Source organism: Pseudomonas sp. LP_7_YM (assembly GCF_004364435.1).
Taxonomy (GTDB): domain Bacteria; phylum Pseudomonadota; class Gammaproteobacteria; order Pseudomonadales; family Pseudomonadaceae; genus Aquipseudomonas.
This window is the reverse complement of sequence record NZ_SOCT01000005.1, coordinates 89397-107161: the sequence shown is the minus strand read 5'-3', so window position 1 is coordinate 107161 and position 17765 is coordinate 89397. Positions and strand designations below refer to the sequence as shown.

Here is a 17765-nt window from a genome sequence, read left to right as displayed (position 1 = left end):
AACCGCCAACCGCCAACCGCCAACCGCCAACCGCCAACAGGAGTTTTTCATGAGCAAGACCGTTATCTCCAGCGACAAGGCCCCTGCCGCCATCGGCACGTATTCTCAGGCGATCAAAGCTGGCAATACCGTCTACATGTCCGGCCAGATTCCTCTGGACCCGAAAACCATGGAACTGGTCGAAGGCTTCGAAGCCCAGACCACCCAGGTCTTCGAGAACCTCAAAGCCGTGGCAGAAGCCGCAGGCGGTTCGTTCAAGGACATCGTCAAACTGAACATTTTCCTGACCGATCTCAGCCACTTTGCCAAGGTCAACGAGATCATGGGCAAATACTTCGAACAGCCTTACCCGGCCCGCGCCGCAATCGGCGTGGCCGCACTGCCGCGTGGCGCCCAAGTCGAAATGGACGCTGTACTGGTCATCGAGTAAAACCCTCGCGGAGCGTATCAACGCTCCGCTCCTCAGAGCAAAGGAAGGACCCCGCTATGCCCATGCGCGTTGCGTTCGCCCTCTCGCTGCTGGCCGCGCTATTGAGCGGTTGCGCCAGCCGTTCCAATAAAGCCCCGGAAGGGGTCTGGATCAACCAGGCCGCCATTGATGCCGCAGCTGCAGGTGGCAATCTGCGCCAGTCGCTGCTCGCCAACGGCCCGACCCTGGAGTGGAACATCAACACAACAGCTGGCCAGGCGACGTCCTATAACGGTTTTGAGCTGACCGAGGGCAAGATTGCCAAGGACCCGGATGGCACGTGGAAAGTGAATGTCTATGGCAGCGCTTCGGATGCTCTCGGGTTGAAGGGCGCCGAACTGGTGCAAAGTGCAAGCGACACGGGTCCCGAGCAGCATTTCCGTGCTCCGAAAGAAGCGGCACCGGCCGGCGCCCCACCGGGCACCAGCTTTGAGCGTGCGCTCTATAGCGCGTATCTCGGCGGAAAATGGACCATCGTCAATGGCGAAGGTCAGGGTAGCGTCGTCGAATTCGAAGCGGATGGCAGCGTAACCGGCCTGCCGGGCAATGATCGATATGCGCTGTGTCTGGCTGGCGATTGCGCGGCCATGAGCGGCGAATACGACAGCATGTGGCTGGAAAAGAATGAGCGCGGTAACCCGTGGGTCTTCGTACGGCAAGGCAAGCAGCTGGAAATTTTCCAGGCTGTGAATAACGCCCAAGCCACCGAAATGCCAGACCTTCGCCCAGGAGAACGGCACTGGGTGCTGGAGAAGAACTGACCTGCATACCCCTCCCCCTGCATGAGTTGCCCCACTCTCATCAGATTCGGCTAACGCTCTGATTCAAGTGGGGCGCAAAGCCCCTATGGGAGCGAATTTATTCCCAGAAAAACAGATCGGGCAATACAGATGTGTCGACTGAATGGGCTTCTCGCGAATAAATTCGCTCCCACAGGCGGTCGTGGTTGATCAGGGAAAGCACAGCATCTTGCCCGGGGGAGGACGGCGTCCCATAGGTCAGGGCTCAAGAATCAATCCGGGCTTCCCGCCAACATCGCCTCATACCCCTCTTTATAACTGGCATAACGCGGAACCCAGCCCTGTGCCCTGGCACGGGCGTTACTGCAACGCTTGCTCCCTGCGCGCCGAACACTGTGTTCTTCCGACCATTGCGTCACGCCCAGCCGTTCACGCATCCAGTCCACTACTTCGGCCAACGGAGCTGGCGCGTCATCGACACCGATATAGACGTCATCCAGCGCGACACCCCGCGCGTCAGCCTGTAACAGAAACGCCAGCAGCCCGGCCGCGTCATCGGCATGGATCCGGTTGCCATATACCGGCGGGTCTACCGCTACGCTGTAACCTTGACGAACACGATTCATCAAATCGCTGCGCCCCGGGCCATAGATGCCGGTAAGCCTGACAACACTTGCGGGCACTCCACTGCCGAGCGCAACCTGTTCGGCCTCGCGCATCACTTGCCCGGAAAAGCCCGTAGCCTCGGCCGGAGAAGCTTCGTCGACCCACTCGCCGTGCTGCTGGCCGTACACACTGCTGCTGGAAACGAACAGGAACCGCCGTGGTTTCTGCCCACTGCGCTCGACCCAGCCCAGAACATGCCGCAGCCCCTGGACATAAGCGGCGCGATAGCCAGCCTCATCCCGCTCGCTGGGCGTCGCGCAATACACCAGATAATCGATGCGGCCTTCAGGCCATTGTCCGGGGATGCGCGCATCGAACAGGTCGCCATTGACTCCTCTTACTCCTGCAGGCAACTTCGCCGGGTTTCTGCGCAAGCCATGTACAGTCCATCCCTCGGACAACAATCGGGACGCCAGGCGCCCTCCGATGTCGCCACATCCAGCAATCAAAATCGAAGGCGCTGCCATGACCAATCTCCACATCAAAAGTAGGTTTGAACCAATGAAACGGGCCTCCGAGGCGGTTGCCGGAGCGCATTTTCTTTAAAAAAAGATACTCTATTACTTTTGTTAACAAGAATTACTTGCAATACTGTCGGCCCTTTGTTCTCCTCCGCTCGCCTTGCGCCAGCGTGACGCATTCAGAACGAAACACCTTTTTCATATCAGGTCGGGCCAGCATGACTCCTACTCCATCCCCCGCTTCGTCAATCTCGTTTTCAGGCCTGCCACGCGCAGGGCGCGCTATCGCAGCGATGCTTTTCAGCCTGATGCTGGCACCTGTCGCCTTCGCAGACTCCAATGCTCCCTCACCGACGCCTGCAGTCCAGTCGGCCGCTCCTGTCGCTACGCCAGTGGACAACACGCCAGCGCCTGCCGTTCAGGACCCTGCGGTGCCGGCCGAGTCAATGGAAGCTGCCGCTGAAGATAACAGTCTGGGCATGTCCCACGATCTATCGCCCTGGGGCATGTACAAGAACGCCGATATTGTCGTCAAGGCCGTGATGATCGGTCTGGCCATCGCCTCGATCATGACCTGGACCATCTGGATCGCCAAAGGCTTCGAGCTGCTGGGTGCCAAGCGCCGCCTCAAGGGCGAAATCGCAGCCCTCAAGCGCGCCCGTACTCTGGACGAAGCCAGCGCCACTGCCAAGAAGCCTGGCACTTTAGCGAATCTGCTGGTTCACGACGCCCTGGAAGAAATGCACCTTTCGGTCAACAGCCGCGAACGTGAAGGCATCAAGGAACGTGTCAGCTTCCGCCTGGAGCGCCTTGTCGCCGCCTGTGGCCGCAACATGAGCATGGGCACCGGCGTACTTGCCACCATCGGTTCCACGGCGCCCTTCGTCGGGCTGTTCGGCACCGTGTGGGGCATCATGAACAGCTTCATCGGCATCGCCAAGACACAGACCACCAACCTTGCCGTCGTCGCTCCCGGCATTGCCGAAGCCTTGCTGGCAACCGCTTTGGGTCTGGTCGCCGCAATCCCGGCGGTGGTCATTTACAACGTGTTCGCCCGCTCCATTGCCGGTTACAAGGCGCAAGTCTCGGACGCATCGGCTCAGGTTCTGTTGCTGGTCAGTCGCGATCTGGATCACCAGCCCGTCGCCGACCGCGCTCAACCGCCGCACAGGGTAAAAATGGGGTAAACCATGGGCCTGCATCTAAACGAAGGTGGCGACGACCTCGCCGAGAACCACGAAATCAATGTGACACCGTTTATTGATGTCATGTTGGTGCTGCTGATCATCTTCATGGTGGCGGCGCCCTTGGCCACGGTAGATATCAAGGTGGACCTGCCCGCCTCTACGGCGAAACCGGCGCCGCGACCCGAGAAGCCTGTGTTCCTGAGCGTCAAGGCCGACCAGAGCCTGTACCTGGGCGATGAAAAGGTCGCTCGCGGGCAGATCGGTCAGGTGCTGGACGCCAAGACCAAGGGCAAGAAAGACACGACCATTTTCTTTCAGGCCGACAAGGGTGTGAACTACGGCGACTTGATGGAGGTCATGAACCTCCTGCGTGGCGCCGGTTACCTGAAAGTCGGTCTGGTGGGTCTTGAGACGGTTGGTAAGAAATGATCAATACGCGCCAAAAACTGACGCGCTATAGCGGTAGTCTGTTGTTGGTGCTGGCGATACACGCCGTTGCGATTATCGTCGCACTGCGCTGGCCCGCCTCGCAGGCCATCGAGTTGCCCCCGGCGGCGATGATGATCGAGCTGGCGCCCGCTCCCGAACCCGCTCCGCCGCCACCGCCCAAAGTGGTTCAACCGCCGCAGCCCCCTGCGCCGGAAGAGCAACTGCCGATTCCGCCTATCGCTGAGGCGCCGAAACCGGAAATCGCCATTCCAAAACCGGTCAAGCGCAAACCCAAGCCACAGCCGCCCAAACCGGTGAAGAAGGTCGAGCCGCCGAAGGAAGAGAAAACTGCCGATGAAAAGCCGGTAGACACTCCGCCGTCAAACGCCAAGCCAGAAAAATCGGCCGCGCCTGAGCAGGCTCCGCCAGCACCACCGAGCACTGCGTTGCCAAGTTGGCAGGGCGACCTGTTGCGTCACTTGAGCAAGTTCAAGCGCTATCCGGAAGACGCCCGGCGTCGCGGTATGCAAGGCATCAACCGTCTGCGCTTCGTGGTCGATGGTGAGGGCCGGGTACTGTCTTACGAAATCGCGGGCGGCTCTGGCAGTGCGGCGCTGGATCGGGCCACGCTGGAAATGATTCGTCGTGCCCAGCCATTGCCCAAGCCACCGGCAGAATTGCTTACCAATGGCACCCTGGAAGTCGTCGCACCTTTCGTTTATTCGCTGGATAAACGCTGAAATGACGATTTTGTAAAGACAGAGGGCCTGATAACGTGCGTCTATCGATTGCACCCGCTATGCTGGGGCCGCAACTTCATGGACGCACGCTATGACCCTCACAGAATTGCGCTATATCGTTACCCTCGCCCAAGAACAGCATTTCGGCCACGCCGCCGAGCGCTGTCATGTCAGCCAGCCGACGTTGTCGGTGGGCGTGAAGAAGCTGGAAGATGAACTCGGCGTGCTGATTTTCGAGCGCAGCAAGAGTGCGGTCCGTCTTACGCCAGTTGGCGAGGGCATCGTGGCTCAGGCACAGAAGGTGCTCGAGCAAGCTCAAGGGATTCGTGAACTCGCCCAGACGGGCAAGAACCAACTGACGGCACCGCTGAAGGTTGGCGCGATTTACACCGTCGGTCCTTACCTGTTCCCGCATCTGATCCCGCAACTGCATCGGGTCGCCCCGCAAATGCCGTTGTACATCGAAGAGAATTTCACCCACGTGCTGCGTGACAAGCTGCGCAACGGTGAACTCGACGCGATCATCATCGCCCTGCCGTTCAACGAAGCCGACGTACTGACCCTGTCACTGTACGACGAGCCCTTCTACGTGCTGATGCCGGCTGATCATCCCTGGACGCAGAAAAGCACCATCGATGCCTCGGCACTGAACGACAAGAGTCTGCTGCTGCTGGGTGAAGGTCACTGTTTCCGCGATCAGGTGCTTGAGGCTTGTCCGACGCTGGTCAAGGGCGGTGACAGCGCCAGGCACACCACCGTCGAATCCAGCTCGCTGGAAACCATTCGACACATGGTCGCGTCGGGTCTTGGGGTTTCGATCCTGCCGATGTCTGCAGTGGACAGCCATCATTACGCCCCCGGCGTGATTGAGGTCCGTCCGCTGTCGGCGCCTGTACCTTTCCGCACGGTGGCCATCGCCTGGCGAGCGAGCTTCCCGCGACCAAAAGCCATCGAGATCCTCGCTGACTCTATCCGTCTGTGCTCCGTCGCTCGCCCTAAAGCCCAGGCACCAGCGAGTTAAGTGGCGGTATGACTGAGCTGTCCCACGTGGCGGTCACGGCGCTCAAGGGCGTCGGCCAGGCCATGGCTGAAAAGCTGGCGAAGGTTGGCCTGGAGAATATTCAGGACGTACTGTTTCACCTGCCCCTGCGCTATCAGGATCGTACCCGCGTTGTACCCATTGGCGCCCTGCGGCCCGGGCAGGATGCAGTGATCGAAGGCGTGGTCAGCGGCGCAGATGTGGTGATGGGCAAGCGCCGCAGCCTGTTGGTGCGGCTGGGCGACGGCAGCGGCGTGTTGAGCCTGCGCTTCTATCACTTCAGTAATGCGCAAAAGGACAGCCTCAAACGTGGCACCCACGTGCGTTGTTACGGTGAAGCCCGGCCCGGCGCCTCGGGGCTTGAAATCTATCACCCTGAATACCGCGCCATTACCGGCGAAGAACATGTTGCAGTAGAACAGACGCTGACGCCGATCTACCCGACAACCGAAGGCTTGACACAACAGCGCCTGCGTCAGTTGTGTCAGCAAAGCCTGGGCATGCTCGGCCCCAGAAGTCTGCCCGACTGGCTGCCCGAAGAACTGGCGCGAGACTATCAACTGGCGCCGCTGGCTGAAGCCATTCACTACCTGCATAACCCGCCCGCCGACGCAGACGTCGAAGAACTGGCCCTCGGTCATCACTGGGCTCAGCACCGGCTGGCGTTCGAGGAACTGCTAACGCACCAGTTGTCCCAGCAGCGCCTGCGCGAAAGCCTGCGTTCCCAGCGTGCCCCTGCATTGCCATTGGCCAAGCGCCTGCCGAAACAGTTTCTGGCCAACCTGGGTTTTCCACCCACAGGCGCGCAGCAACGGGTGGGCAAGGAAATCGCCTATGACCTCAGCCAGCAGGAGCCTATGTTGCGGCTGATTCAAGGCGACGTCGGCGCGGGCAAGACCGTTGTCGCAGCGCTCGCAGCCTTGCAGGCACTGGAAGCGGGCTATCAGGTCGCGCTGATGGCGCCAACGGAGATTCTCGCCGAGCAGCATTTCATCAACTTCACCCGCTGGCTGGAGCCGTTGGGTATCGAAACCGCATGGCTGGCGGGCAAGCTCAAAGGCAAAGCCCGCGCCGCGTCGCTGGGGCAGATCGCCAACGGTGCGCCGATGGTCGTGGGCACTCACGCGCTGTTTCAGGACGAAGTGCAGTTCAACAACCTTGCCCTGGTGATCATCGACGAGCAGCACCGTTTCGGCGTTCAGCAACGTCTGGCTCTGCGCAAGAAAGGCGTCGGTGGCCTGATGTGTCCGCATCAGTTGATCATGACCGCTACGCCCATCCCGCGAACGCTGGCGATGAGTGCCTACGCCGACCTCGACACTTCGATTCTCGATGAGCTGCCTCCAGGCCGGACGCCGGTCAACACGGTTCTGGTCGTCGACAGCCGTCGCATCGAGGTGGTCGAGCGCGTCCGTAATGCCTGCGCCGAGGGTCGTCAGGCGTATTGGGTGTGCACGCTGATCGAAGAATCCGAAGAGCTGACGTGCCAAGCGGCCGAGACGACGTTCGAGGAGCTGACCAGCGCCTTGGGTGAACTCAAGGTCGGGTTGATTCACGGTCGCATGAAGCCCGTCGAAAAAGCAGCCGTCATGGCCGAGTTCAAACAAGGTAACCTGCAGCTGTTGGTCGCCACGACGGTGATTGAGGTTGGCGTAGACGTGCCCAATGCCAGCCTGATGATCATCGAGAATCCCGAACGACTGGGCCTGGCGCAGCTCCACCAGTTGCGTGGACGGGTGGGACGCGGCAGTGCAGCGAGTCATTGCGTGCTGCTCTATCATCCACCCTTATCGCAGATCGGCAGGCAGCGTTTGGGGATCATGCGCGAGACCAACGACGGTTTCGTGATCGCTGAAAAAGACCTGGAGCTTCGCGGCCCGGGTGAAATGCTCGGCACACGCCAAACGGGTCTTCTGCAATTCAAGGTCGCCGACCTGATGCGCGACGCGGACCTGCTGCCTGCAGTCAGAGATGCTGCTCAGGCGTTGCTCGAACGCTGGCCCACACACGTCAGCCCACTGTTGGAACGCTGGTTACGCCATGGCCAACAGTACGGGCAAGTGTGAAGCAGTCAGCAAGAGTGCGTGTGTCACCTATATGACAACCAAGCTGGTTATACTTCAGTAATTGTAGGAATCTGGATACAGACCATGACAGAAGCTGCCCAAATCAACGACGCCCAACACGCCCCGTCCGTCATCCGGCAGTTGCTTGATAAAGCGGCCGTCAGCTACCGCGAAGTCATGGACGATCAGACGCTCCCCGTTGAGCAGAGAGTCCAGGCCATCCTGGTCCATGACACAGTGGGTGCCTTACTGGTTCTGTTCCCGCAAAGCCAGTTGCTGGACCTCAATCGGATCACCGAACTGACCGGGCGCAAGCTTACGGCTGTCACGAAAGAGCATCTGGACAGCATGCTGGGCAAGAACAACCTGCACGCCTTGCCTGCGCTTCCGGCGCTGACCAGTTCGCCTTGCCTGTATGAAGAACGCATCCTGCAGGAGCCGACCGTCCTGATCGATTCGGGCGAGCCCGGCCTGCTGCTGGAAATCAGCAGCGATGACTTCAAGACGCTTTTGAGCAAATCCAGCGCTGCCATCTTTGGTGAACCGGTCGCATCCGTGCAACCGAACCTGACGCGACCTGACGACGATCGCGAGGAGATCACCAAGGCGGTGCAGAACTTCACTGCACGCCGTATTCAACAGCGGCTGGAGGCTACAGTCGAGATCCCGCCGCTGGCCGACACCGCGCAGCGAATCATCAAGCTGCGGGTCGACCCGGACGCCACTATCGATGACATCACCGGCGTGGTCGAAACCGATCCTGCGCTGGCGGCGCAAGTGGTGAGTTGGGCGGCATCGCCTTATTACGGTTCTGCCGGCAAGATTCGCTCGGTCGAGGACGCCATCGTTCGCGTACTGGGCTTCGATCTGGTGATCAATCTGGCGCTGGGCCTGGCACTGGGCAAGACGCTGGCGCTGCCCAAAGACCATCCGCAGCAGGCAACGCCGTACTGGCAGCAATCGATCTACACCGCAGCGGTTATCGAAGGCCTGACTCGCGCCATGCCCCGCGCCAAACGTCCAGAGAGCGGGCTGACCTACCTGGCTGGCCTGCTGCATAACTTCGGTTACCTGTTGCTGGCTCACGTCTTCCCGCCGCATTTCTCGCTGATCTGTCGGCAGATTGAGGTTAACCCGCACCTGCATCACAGTTTTGTAGAACAACATTTGCTGGGTATCACCCGTGAACAGATCGGCGCCTGGCTGATGCGCAACTGGGACATGCCCGATGAACTGGCCACGGCCCTGCGCTTCCAGCACGACCCGCACTACACGGGAGAACATCACGAATACGCCAACCTGGTGTGTCTGGCGGTGCGTCTGTTGCGTAAGGAAGGCATTGGCTCCGGCCCGCTGGAAAGCATTCCGGATGAGCTGTTCGAGCGTCTGGACCTTACCCGTGACAAGGCCGAAGACGTGGTCAAGAAGGTCTTGGAAGCCGAAAAAGCGTTGCGCGAGCTGGCCTCACAGTTTCATTGATTGAAGCGTTCAACCACCTTGATGCTGAGGTGGTTGAAGATCCTTGTGGGCGCGAAGACATTCGCGTCCACAGGTTCAGCGTACGGCCCAAACTTCATCGGCCTGTCACTTCTTCCTCGGTTTCAGATACTTCATCAACCCCTGAAACCACATCACCAGACCGGTGTTACCGGTGATCTGAATATTCTTGTCCTGAATCCCCTGCATGAACGCCAGCTGCTTGTTCTTCGCCTGCATCGTGGCGAAACCATACGCCGCATCCTTGAATGAAATCGCAAATGCCGGCGCGGCGATGGCGCCTCCCCGGCTGCTGACCCGCTGATCGCGGACCACAAAATGGCGAGCGACCTTACCATCTGTGGTCTGCAGCTGAAAGGTCAGGTCCTTGCCGGCCAATTGGTGTTTGAAGGCAGGATTGTTGCGGCTGGCGCGAACCATCAACAGACCGAGCATCCAGAGAAGAAGACGAAATTTCATGGGCGAGGCCTCAGGCAATCAGGCGCGAATAGCGCAAGCCGCGCAGTGTATCGAGCTTGATGGGCGCATGAGGAAGCAGAACTCATCGGTCGCAAAGTGGCGGAGTAGGCACATGTGCCTGGCCCCATACGCTTGCCTACGGGAATGTGCTGACCCATGACAGGCCCGATAGCGTCGCAGTACCTTCACCAAGCGCTGAGAAATCTGTGGGGGCGAATTCATTCGCGAAAAAACGTGTCAGGTAACAGACAGCGTCCGACAGCCAATAAAAATGGGCACCCAACGCGTTGGCATGCCCATCTCTCGTCGTGCACGCCTTGCGCAAGGCGCGCAGCGCTTATTTCTTTTTCGGCGCAGCCGCTTTCGGTTTCGGCGCGGGCTTCGGAGCGGCCTTTTGCGCAGGCTTTGGTGCCGTTTTTGGCGCCGGCTTGGATGCGGACTCCGGATTGACGCTGTCCTTCAGAGACTTGCCCGGTTTGAACGCGACAGTGTTACTGGCTTTTATTTGCACCGGTTCGCCCGTCTGAGGGTTCTTGCCCGTACGCGCACCCCGATGGCGCTGCAGGAAGGTGCCGAAACCGACGAGCGTCACGCTGTTTTTTTTGTTCAACGCGTTGGTGATTTCCTCAAGAACGGCATTGAGGACGCGATTGGCTTGTTCCTTGGTGAGATCTGCTTTGTCCGCGATGGCGGCTGCGAGTTCTGGTTTACGCATATGAAGCCTCTTTTACGGTTTTTGTTTTTATGTCCCGTGCAGCCCTTGGCGGGCGGCCAGCAGGTGCCGCGACGGCTCTACGTAGCGGCAGACCGGAATGAGGATGGCACGCTGCCGAATTCGGCGCCAGTACGTGAGCAACGTTTGCCCCCACAAAACCGTGCCTTATCCGACAGAACGACAGGTATTTATGCCAGCAAGGACGGCAAGACCTTGTTCAGCGCCAGTTTGTCCATCACGGCAGTCCCAGTCAGGGCGTATCCCAACAGGTTTCCATCGGCATCCCGGCACAGTGCCTTGATATCAGCGCCCTGCCCATCCACCGTCCAGACACCTTGAGCGCCTTTCGGCACAGGCGACACCACCAAAGGGCAGACCGGGGTCTTCACGGTGATCGGCATCGGTCCGTATTTGACCGCAGTCGGCGTCCCGGCCAGGGTTTGCGCCAGCGCACGGGCGCAACTCATCAGCGGCATGACGTACAACAGATTGAGCCCGTCGACTTCAGCGCAATCGCCCAAGGCATAGATGTTGGCGTGGGAGGTCTTCAGATGACGGTCGACCACCACACCCCGACCCGCCTCCAGACCGGCAGCGGCGGCCAGATCAACGCGTGGACGCAGGCCAATAGCAGATACGACCAGATCGCAATGCAGCACCTCGCCATCCGAGAGGTGAGCTTCCAGGCCATCTTTGACCCGTGACAGGCGCGTAAGCACCGGCCCCAGATGGAACCGGGCGCCCAGACTCTCAAGCCCGGCCTGGACCGCTGTCGCTGCGGCCGGATGCAGCAGGGTGGGCATGACCTGCTCACAGGGCGCTACCAGATCCACCTCATAGCCACCCAGGATGAGATCGTTGGCGAATTCGCAGCCGATCAGGCCGACACCCAGAATCAGCACCCGGCGCTTGCCTGCCGCAGCGGCGCGAAAGCGTGCGTAGTCCTCCAGATCGTTGATCGGAAAGATCGCATCGCTGGCATCGCCTTCGATCGACACCCTTACGGTTTCCGCGCCCCAGGCCAGAACCAGGTCGCGATAGTGGACCGACTCTTCGCCGATCCAGAGCCGCTTGTGGCCTGCGTCGATACCGCTGACGCGAGTGCGGGTACGAACCTCGGCCTTCAATAGCTCGGCCATCGCGCCGGGCTCGGCCATGCTCAGGCCGTCCGCTTCCTTGTTCTTGCCAAAACCGGTGGAAAGCATGGGTTTGGAATAGGAACGACCGTCATCGGCGGTGATCAGTAACAGCGGCGTTTCGCCATCGAGCTTGCGGAATTCGCGGGCCAGGTTGTACCCCGCAAGGCCGGTACCGATGATCACCACAGGCGCGTTCATGCGTATCTCCATGTCAGTCAGGAAAGGGGAATCAGCCGATTTCGATCATTTCGAAATCCATCTTGCCGACGCCACAATCAGGACAGAGCCAATCTTCAGGCACGTCCTGCCAGAGTGTGCCCGGCGCAATGCCGTCATCAGGCCAACCATCGGCTTCGTTGTAAATAAGGCCACAGACAATACATTGCCACTTTTTCATCGGTTGGTTCTCTCGGTTCACAGGCTATACGGGCCCAGACGTTCGGCGGTCGTTGCGCATCTTTCGAATGGGTCTGGGCGTTTTACTGATCGCAGGGCGATGACGCAAGTTTCATCGACACTCAAGGCCCGGCGCGCGCGTCGGCCGCAATCACCAATCATGCTAAGCTCGCCGCCTCGATTACTGCCAATAACTGCTCACTGTGATCCAGCAAAATTCTGCCTGTCCGCCCCCCGAATGGCTGTTGCGCGAGCAACTGATCCAAGCGCCTGCGCCTGTCGTGGACGAATGGCTGTTCCATGAAGACTCCCTTACCCGCCGACTGACCCGACTCTCTGACAACAGCTTCAGCGTCACGCCGCTGTTCGAAGGCTGGCAGCCGCTGCGCGCCGACGAGTGTGCCGCACTGCAACTGCCGGCAGGCAGCGAGGGCTGGGTGCGCGAGGTCTATCTGCTCGGGCGCGAACAAAAGTGGGTATTTGCCCGCAGCGTCGCGAGCCGTGCTGCGCTGGAGGAAGACGGACTGCATATGGACGAACTTGGCACTCGCTCCCTGGGTGAGCTGCTGTTCAGCGACCAGGCATTCGCGCGCGGGCAACTGCAGATCTGCCAATACCCGGCAGCGTGGCTGCCAGAGGCCGATACCGCAAGCGGGCTGTGGGGGCGCAGGTCATGTTTCCTGCGTGGGACATTGAGCATTCTGGTGGCCGAAGTATTTTTGCCGACTGTGTGGCGCGCCATTGCTCAGGACGCCGACTCGAACAAGGAGCGCCACTGATGTACCTGTCGTTGCTCAAGTCTCTCAATCGCCTGCATCCGCGCGCCTGGGACTTCATTCAATTGATGCGAATCGAAAAACCCATCGGCATCTATCTGCTGCTGTGGCCGACGCTGTGGGCGCTGTGGATTGCGGGCAAGGGCTCACCTTCGCTGGGGAACATATTGATCTTCGTGATCGGTGTATTTCTGATGCGCGCCGCCGGTTGCGTGATCAATGACTTCGCCGATCGTAAGGTCGATGGCCACGTCAAACGCACCGAGCAGCGGCCTCTGGTGAGCGGCAGAGTCACGTCCAAAGAAGCGCTGGTTCTGTTCGCGGTGCTGGTCGCGCTGAGCTTCGGCCTGGTGCTGATGACCAACGCAACCACAATCTGGCTGTCGTTTGGCGGTCTGGCGCTGGCGGCCACCTACCCATTCATGAAGCGCTACACCTACTACCCACAGGTGGTGCTGGGGGCGGCGTTTTCGTGGGGCATGCCGATGGCCTTTACGGCACAGACCGGCGAGCTGCCCGCTGCGGCATGGCTGCTGTACATCGCCAATCTGCTGTGGACCGTGGGCTACGACACCTATTACGCGATGACTGATCGCGAGGATGACCTGAAGATCGGTGTGAAATCCACCGCCGTGCTGTTCGGCGACGCCGACCGGGTCATTATCCTGACGCTGCAGTGCCTGGCGCTGTTCTGCCTGATGCTTGCCGGTTCACGTTTCGAACTGGGGCTGTATTTCTTCCTCGGCCTGCTGGTGGCCGCTGGCTGCTTCGTTTGGGAGTTCTGGTCGACGCGGGACAGGGATCCGCAAGCCTGCTTCAAAGCCTTTCTGCATAACCACTGGGCGGGTATGGCGATCTTCGTCGGAATCGTAGTGGATTACGCGCTGCGCTGACCCGATACAGGCCAGCGCAACCTTAGGCGTCAGATCAGGGCTTGGCTACGTGCCAGACGTCGCCCTTGCCGTCGCCCGTCTTGTCGCCCTCGGCTTGGTCACTCTTGAAGGTGTACAGCGGCTTGCCTTTGTAAACCCACTGCGAAGCACCGTCCTCACGCTTGATGATGGTCCAGTCGCCCTCTGCCTTGTCACTGGCGCTGGCAGTCAAAGGAGGCCAGTTGGTGGCGCATTGATCGTTGCATACCGACTTACCGGCGGATGTGTCCTTGTCGAAGGTGTAGAGAGTCATGCCGTCATGCGTGGTCAGCGCGCCATCCTTGGTCATGGCAGGATCGGCAGCGAAGGCCATGCCCGACGACGCCAACGCGGCGGCAGTCAGCAGGCCCCTAAAAGCAGTAGCAACTTTAGCCATGTGTGAATCCTCTTTTATGTTCGTCGAAGTTCCGACAGCTGTTGTAGGACAGAACCGATAGCTTAGCCCCAGACCCAGGATTGCGCACCGTTCGAACTAACCTGTCACACGACTGCAATAATTCCGTTATCTAATGCGCCCCAAGACAGTTAAATGACATGAGGTTCGAGGCATGGCTGGCAAAAGCATTCTGATCGTCGATGACGAAGCGCCGATTCGCGAGATGATCGCCGTCGCTCTGGAAATGGCTGGCTATGACTGTCTGGAGGCAGAGAACTCTCAGCAAGCCCACGCCGTCATTGTCGACCGCAAACCCGACCTCATCCTGCTCGACTGGATGCTGCCCGGCACATCCGGTATCGAACTGGCGCGGCGGCTCAAGCGCGACGAGCTGACCGGAGACATCCCGATCATCATGCTCACTGCCAAAGGCGAAGAGGACAACAAGATCCAGGGCCTTGAAGTCGGCGCCGACGACTACATCACCAAACCTTTCTCTCCTCGCGAACTGGTCGCGCGCCTCAAGGCCGTGTTGCGGCGCGCCGGGCCAAGCGACGGGGAGACGCCCATCGAAGTTGGCGGGCTGTTGCTCGATCCGATCAGCCACCGTGTGACCATCGATGGCAAGCCAGCCGAGATGGGCCCGACCGAATACCGTCTGCTGCAGTTTTTCATGACCCATCAGGAACGCGCCTACACCCGCGGCCAGTTACTCGATCAGGTCTGGGGCGGCAACGTCTACGTCGAAGAGCGAACCGTCGATGTGCACATCCGTCGTCTGCGCAAAGCCCTCGGTGACGCCTATGAAAATCTGGTACAAACCGTCCGCGGTACTGGCTACCGCTTTTCCACCAAAAGCTGAGCAGGCTTTTGGACTCAGCCTGCGCTGATGACAAGGACGCGTTAATTGAATCAAAACTGGCACGGCACTCTGATCCGCCACTTGCTGCTGTTGCTCACGGGCTCGTTGCTGGCCGGTCTGGTCAGCGGGCATTACGGCGGGTGTCTGGCCGTGGGTCTGGGGTTGTACCTGGCCTGGACCCTCAAACAGTTGCTGCGCCTGCACGACTGGCTGCGCAATCACAAACCTGACGAAGCGCCACCGGATGGCTACGGCCTGTGGGGCGATATCTTCGACAGCATCTATCACCTGCAGCGCCGTGACCAACGCGTACGTGGCCGACTGCAAGCGGTCATTGATCGGGTTCAGGAATCCACCGCTGCGTTGCAGGACGCAGTGATCATGCTCGACAGCGATGGCAACCTGGAGTGGTGGAATCGGGCGGCCGAAACCCTGCTCGGCTTGAAGACGCCTCAGGACAGCGGCCAGCCGGTGACCAATCTGGTCCGTCATCCGCGCTTCAAGGAGTACTTTGCGCAGGCCAACTACGCCGAGCCACTGGAAATCCCCTCGCCAATCAACGACCGTCTGCGCATCCAGATGCTGATCACCCGCTATGGCAACAACGAGCACCTGATGCTGGTGCGCGATGTCACCCGGATTCATCAGCTGGAACAGATGCGCAAGGACTTCGTGGCCAACGTGTCCCATGAACTGCGCACGCCGCTAACGGTGATCTGCGGCTATCTGGAGACGTTGCTCGATAACGTCGAAGAAGTGAGTCCGCGCTGGGTCCGCGCACTGCAGCAAATGCATCAGCAAGGAGGGCGCATGCAGACGCTGCTCAATGACCTGTTGTTGCTGGCCAAGCTCGAGGCCACCGACTACCCGTCGGACAACCAGCCCATCGCAGTGCCTGCGTTGTTGCAAAGCATCCGTCAGGACGCGCAGGCGCTGTCCGGCAGCAAGAATCAGCAGATCACCCTGGATGTCGACGATCAGGTGAGCCTCAAAGGCAGCGAGGCAGAATTGCGCAGCGCATTCTCCAATCTGGTTTTCAACGCAGTGAAATATACCCCGGCCGAGGGCAAAATCCGCATTCGCTGGTGGGCTGACGGGCGCGGCGCCCACCTGAGCGTGCAGGACTCGGGCATCGGCATCGACAGCAAACACATCCCGCGTTTGACCGAGCGCTTCTATCGCGTCGACTCCAGCCGCGCCTCCAACACCGGCGGCACCGGACTGGGTCTGGCGATCGTCAAGCATGTCCTTTTGCGCCATCGCGGCTCGCTGGAGATAAACAGTGTGTTGGGCAAGGGCAGTGTGTTTATCTGCAACTTCGCGTCCGTCCAGATGACCAAGCCCTAGCAAACGTAGCGGATAGCCGCTAAATTGCATCGCTTATGCCCTCCATTTGAGAGGGTTAATTTCATCCTTATTCAAAACGGAACCTGCAAAACTCCATCATGGACCCTTCCCCTGGTATTAGCCTGGCTTCAATTGTCGCCGACTTCGGCATGATTCTCTTCGCAATGATTCTGGTGCTGCTCAACGGATTTTTCGTTGCCGCAGAGTTCGCCATGGTCAAACTGCGCTCCACCCGCGTGGAGGGCATCGCCGAGAAAAACGGCTGGCGCGGTCGTATCCTGCGTACGGTTCACAGTCAGCTGGACGCCTACCTCTCGGCCTGCCAGCTGGGTATCACCCTCGCCTCCCTGGGCCTTGGCTGGGTGGGTGAACCCGCCTTCGCGCATTTGCTCGCGCCGCTGCTGGAAATGCTGGGGGTGAATTCGCCGGAAGTCGTCAAAGGCGTTTCGTTCTTCACAGCTTTCTTCGTCATTTCCTATCTGCACATTGTGGTCGGTGAACTGGCGCCCAAATCCTGGGCCATTCGCAAGCCCGAACTGCTGTCGCTGTGGACGGCCGTTCCGCTTTACCTCTTTTACTGGACCATGTACCCGGCGATTTACCTGCTCAATGCCAGCGCCAACGGCATTCTGCGCGTAGCAGGTCAGGGCGAACCCGGCCCGCATCACGAGCACCATTACAGCCGCGAAGAACTCAAGCTGATCCTGCACTCCAGCCGCGGTCAGGACCCCAGCGACCAAGGTATGCGCGTGTTGGCTTCTGCCGTGGAAATGGGCGAGCTGGAAGTGGTGGATTGGGCCAACTCCCGGGAAGACCTGGTGACGCTGGACTTCAATGCGCCACTCAAGGAAATCCTTGCACTGTTTCGCCGCCACAAATTCAGCCGCTATCCGGTGTATGACGCCGAGCGTGGCGAGTTCGTTGGTCTGCTGCACATCAAGGATTTGCTGCTTGAACTGGCCGCGCTGGATCATATTCCCGAGTCGTTCAACCTGGCCGAGCTGACGCGACCGCTGGAGCGGGTTTCCAAGCACATGCCCCTGTCGCGCCTGCTTGAGCAGTTCCGTCAGGGCGGTGCACACTTTGCGCTGGTGGAGGAAGCCGATGGGAAAGTGATTGGCTACCTGACCATGGAAGATGTGCTGGAGGTGCTGGTCGGCGATATTCAGGACGAACACCGCAAGGCCGAACGCGGCATTCTGGCGTATCAGCCGGGCAAGCTGCTGGTGCGTGGCGACACGCCGCTGTTCAAGGTCGAGCGCCTGCTGGGCATTGACCTGGACCACGTCGAGGCCGAGACGCTGGCGGGTCTTATCTACGACAGCCTCAAGCGCGTTCCCGGCGAAGAGGAGGTCATGGAAATCGAAGGCCTGCGCATCATTATCAAAAAGATGAAAGGCCCGAAGATCGTGCTGGCAAAGGTGTTGAAGCTGGATTGATGTCGCTTTAAAGAATCACTGTCAATACAG

Annotated in this window: 18 protein-coding genes and 1 pseudogene; 13 read left to right on the top strand and 6 right to left on the bottom strand. The window is 59.8% G+C overall.

Annotated features, from left to right (window positions below; translation table 11 throughout):
• Positions 1 to 49 precede the first annotated feature (49 nt).
• Both EC915_RS14335 and EC915_RS14330 read left to right on the top strand, forming a co-directional pair.
• On the top strand, positions 50 to 430 hold the full coding sequence (locus EC915_RS14335) for a RidA family protein (protein WP_133751196.1): 381 nt from the start codon (positions 50 to 52) through the stop codon (positions 428 to 430).
• 62 nt (positions 431 to 492) lie between these two features.
• Complete coding sequence (locus EC915_RS14330) at positions 493 to 1230, top strand: hypothetical protein (protein ID WP_133751414.1); 738 nt, start codon at positions 493 to 495, stop codon at positions 1228 to 1230.
• A gap of 251 nt (positions 1231 to 1481) precedes the next feature.
• On the opposite strand, the gene EC915_RS14325 is transcribed toward EC915_RS14330, so the two are convergent.
• Positions 1482 to 2342: an SDR family oxidoreductase gene (locus EC915_RS14325; protein ID WP_133751195.1), complete on the bottom strand. Its 861-nt coding sequence runs from the start codon at positions 2340 to 2342 to the stop codon at positions 1482 to 1484.
• A 212-nt stretch (positions 2343 to 2554) separates the two neighbouring features.
• On the opposite strand from EC915_RS14325, the gene exbB reads away from it, so the two are divergent.
• The 6 genes from exbB (at position 2555) to EC915_RS14295 (ending at position 9276) form a co-directional block, all read left to right on the top strand.
• On the top strand, positions 2555 to 3523 hold the full coding sequence (exbB, locus tag EC915_RS14320; protein ID WP_133751194.1) for a tonB-system energizer ExbB: 969 nt from the start codon (positions 2555 to 2557) through the stop codon (positions 3521 to 3523).
• A 3-nt stretch (positions 3524 to 3526) separates the two neighbouring features.
• Positions 3527 to 3952, top strand: a complete 426-nt coding sequence (gene exbD, locus EC915_RS14315; RefSeq protein WP_133751193.1) for a TonB system transport protein ExbD — start codon at positions 3527 to 3529, stop codon at positions 3950 to 3952.
• Positions 3949 to 4692, top strand: coding sequence for an energy transducer TonB (locus EC915_RS14310; RefSeq protein WP_133751192.1), 744 nt, complete (start codon positions 3949 to 3951; stop codon positions 4690 to 4692). Before exbD ends, EC915_RS14310 begins: the two co-directional genes overlap by 4 nt.
• A gap of 91 nt (positions 4693 to 4783) precedes the next feature.
• Positions 4784 to 5713, top strand: coding sequence for a hydrogen peroxide-inducible genes activator (locus tag EC915_RS14305; protein ID WP_133751191.1), 930 nt, complete (start codon positions 4784 to 4786; stop codon positions 5711 to 5713).
• Between the two features lie 8 nt (positions 5714 to 5721).
• Entirely contained in the window at positions 5722 to 7797 is a 2076-nt protein-coding gene (gene recG / locus EC915_RS14300; protein ID WP_133751190.1) for an ATP-dependent DNA helicase RecG, read from the top strand.
• A gap of 84 nt (positions 7798 to 7881) precedes the next feature.
• Positions 7882 to 9276, top strand: coding sequence for an aminoacyl-tRNA deacylase and HDOD domain-containing protein (locus EC915_RS14295; protein ID WP_133751189.1), 1395 nt, complete (start codon positions 7882 to 7884; stop codon positions 9274 to 9276).
• A 105-nt stretch (positions 9277 to 9381) separates the two neighbouring features.
• On the opposite strand, the gene EC915_RS14290 is transcribed toward EC915_RS14295, so the two are convergent.
• The 4 genes and pseudogenes from EC915_RS14290 to EC915_RS14275 all read right to left on the bottom strand — a co-directional run bounded on the left by EC915_RS14290 (position 9382) and on the right by EC915_RS14275 (position 12004).
• Entirely contained in the window at positions 9382 to 9753 is a 372-nt protein-coding gene (locus EC915_RS14290; protein WP_133751188.1) for an SCP2 sterol-binding domain-containing protein, read from the bottom strand.
• Between the two features lie 445 nt (positions 9754 to 10198).
• Positions 10199 to 10468: pseudogene (locus tag EC915_RS14285) on the bottom strand (HU family DNA-binding protein); the annotation flags it as partial.
• A gap of 188 nt (positions 10469 to 10656) precedes the next feature.
• On the bottom strand, positions 10657 to 11805 hold the full coding sequence (locus tag EC915_RS14280) for an NAD(P)/FAD-dependent oxidoreductase (protein WP_133751187.1): 1149 nt from the start codon (positions 11803 to 11805) through the stop codon (positions 10657 to 10659).
• A 31-nt stretch (positions 11806 to 11836) separates the two neighbouring features.
• A complete protein-coding gene (locus tag EC915_RS14275; protein ID WP_002555879.1) occupies positions 11837 to 12004 on the bottom strand; it encodes a rubredoxin in 168 nt (55 codons plus the stop codon).
• Positions 12005 to 12206: 202 nt separating this feature from the next.
• On the opposite strand from EC915_RS14275, the gene EC915_RS14270 reads away from it, so the two are divergent.
• Together EC915_RS14270 and ubiA are read left to right on the top strand one after the other, a co-directional pair.
• On the top strand, positions 12207 to 12782 hold the full coding sequence (locus tag EC915_RS14270) for a chorismate lyase (protein ID WP_177413376.1): 576 nt from the start codon (positions 12207 to 12209) through the stop codon (positions 12780 to 12782).
• Positions 12782 to 13672, top strand: coding sequence for a 4-hydroxybenzoate octaprenyltransferase (ubiA, locus tag EC915_RS14265; RefSeq protein ID WP_133751186.1), 891 nt, complete (start codon positions 12782 to 12784; stop codon positions 13670 to 13672). The genes EC915_RS14270 and ubiA overlap by 1 nt, the downstream gene beginning before the upstream one ends.
• 34 nt (positions 13673 to 13706) lie before the next feature.
• On the opposite strand, the gene EC915_RS14260 is transcribed toward ubiA, so the two are convergent.
• Positions 13707 to 14087 (bottom strand): hypothetical protein, encoded by a 381-nt coding sequence (locus EC915_RS14260; RefSeq protein WP_133751185.1) that lies wholly within the window; start codon positions 14085 to 14087, stop codon positions 13707 to 13709.
• Positions 14088 to 14259: 172 nt separating this feature from the next.
• Between EC915_RS14260 and phoB the strand changes: the two genes are divergently transcribed.
• The 3 genes from phoB to EC915_RS14245 all read left to right on the top strand — a co-directional run bounded on the left by phoB (position 14260) and on the right by EC915_RS14245 (position 17735).
• Entirely contained in the window at positions 14260 to 14949 is a 690-nt protein-coding gene (gene phoB, locus EC915_RS14255) for a phosphate regulon transcriptional regulator PhoB (protein ID WP_133751184.1), read from the top strand.
• A gap of 45 nt (positions 14950 to 14994) precedes the next feature.
• Positions 14995 to 16296: a phosphate regulon sensor histidine kinase PhoR gene (phoR, locus tag EC915_RS14250; RefSeq protein WP_133751183.1), complete on the top strand. Its 1302-nt coding sequence runs from the start codon at positions 14995 to 14997 to the stop codon at positions 16294 to 16296.
• A 98-nt stretch (positions 16297 to 16394) separates the two neighbouring features.
• Positions 16395 to 17735, top strand: a complete 1341-nt coding sequence (locus tag EC915_RS14245) for a hemolysin family protein (protein WP_133751182.1) — start codon at positions 16395 to 16397, stop codon at positions 17733 to 17735.
• Positions 17736 to 17765: the final 30 nt, after the last annotated feature.

Excerpts from the sequence above, each read along its gene's own strand:
- EC915_RS14330 (WP_133751414.1), top strand. The coding sequence starts at position 493 with ATGCGCGTTGCGTTCGCCCTCTCGCTGCTGGCCGCGCTATTGAGCGGT.
- EC915_RS14335 (WP_133751196.1), top strand. The coding sequence starts at position 50 with ATGAGCAAGACCGTTATCTCCAGCGACAAGGCCCCTGCCGCCATCGGC.
- EC915_RS14305 (WP_133751191.1), top strand. The coding sequence starts at position 4,784 with ATGACCCTCACAGAATTGCGCTATATCGTTACCCTCGCCCAAGAACAG.
- EC915_RS14310 (WP_133751192.1), top strand. The coding sequence starts at position 3,949 with ATGATCAATACGCGCCAAAAACTGACGCGCTATAGCGGTAGTCTGTTG.
- exbB (WP_133751194.1), top strand. The coding sequence starts at position 2,555 with ATGACTCCTACTCCATCCCCCGCTTCGTCAATCTCGTTTTCAGGCCTG.
- EC915_RS14325 (WP_133751195.1), bottom strand. The coding sequence starts at position 2,342 with ATGGCAGCGCCTTCGATTTTGATTGCTGGATGTGGCGACATCGGAGGG.
- EC915_RS14260 (WP_133751185.1), bottom strand. The coding sequence starts at position 14,087 with ATGGCTAAAGTTGCTACTGCTTTTAGGGGCCTGCTGACTGCCGCCGCG.
- EC915_RS14275 (WP_002555879.1), bottom strand. The coding sequence starts at position 12,004 with ATGAAAAAGTGGCAATGTATTGTCTGTGGCCTTATTTACAACGAAGCC.
- exbD (WP_133751193.1), top strand. The coding sequence starts at position 3,527 with ATGGGCCTGCATCTAAACGAAGGTGGCGACGACCTCGCCGAGAACCAC.
- EC915_RS14290 (WP_133751188.1), bottom strand. The coding sequence starts at position 9,753 with ATGAAATTTCGTCTTCTTCTCTGGATGCTCGGTCTGTTGATGGTTCGC.
- ubiA (WP_133751186.1), top strand. The coding sequence starts at position 12,782 with ATGTACCTGTCGTTGCTCAAGTCTCTCAATCGCCTGCATCCGCGCGCC.
- EC915_RS14295 (WP_133751189.1), top strand. The coding sequence starts at position 7,882 with ATGACAGAAGCTGCCCAAATCAACGACGCCCAACACGCCCCGTCCGTC.
- phoB (WP_133751184.1), top strand. The coding sequence starts at position 14,260 with ATGGCTGGCAAAAGCATTCTGATCGTCGATGACGAAGCGCCGATTCGC.
- EC915_RS14280 (WP_133751187.1), bottom strand. The coding sequence starts at position 11,805 with ATGAACGCGCCTGTGGTGATCATCGGTACCGGCCTTGCGGGGTACAAC.
- recG (WP_133751190.1), top strand. The coding sequence starts at position 5,722 with ATGACTGAGCTGTCCCACGTGGCGGTCACGGCGCTCAAGGGCGTCGGC.
- EC915_RS14245 (WP_133751182.1), top strand. The coding sequence starts at position 16,395 with ATGGACCCTTCCCCTGGTATTAGCCTGGCTTCAATTGTCGCCGACTTC.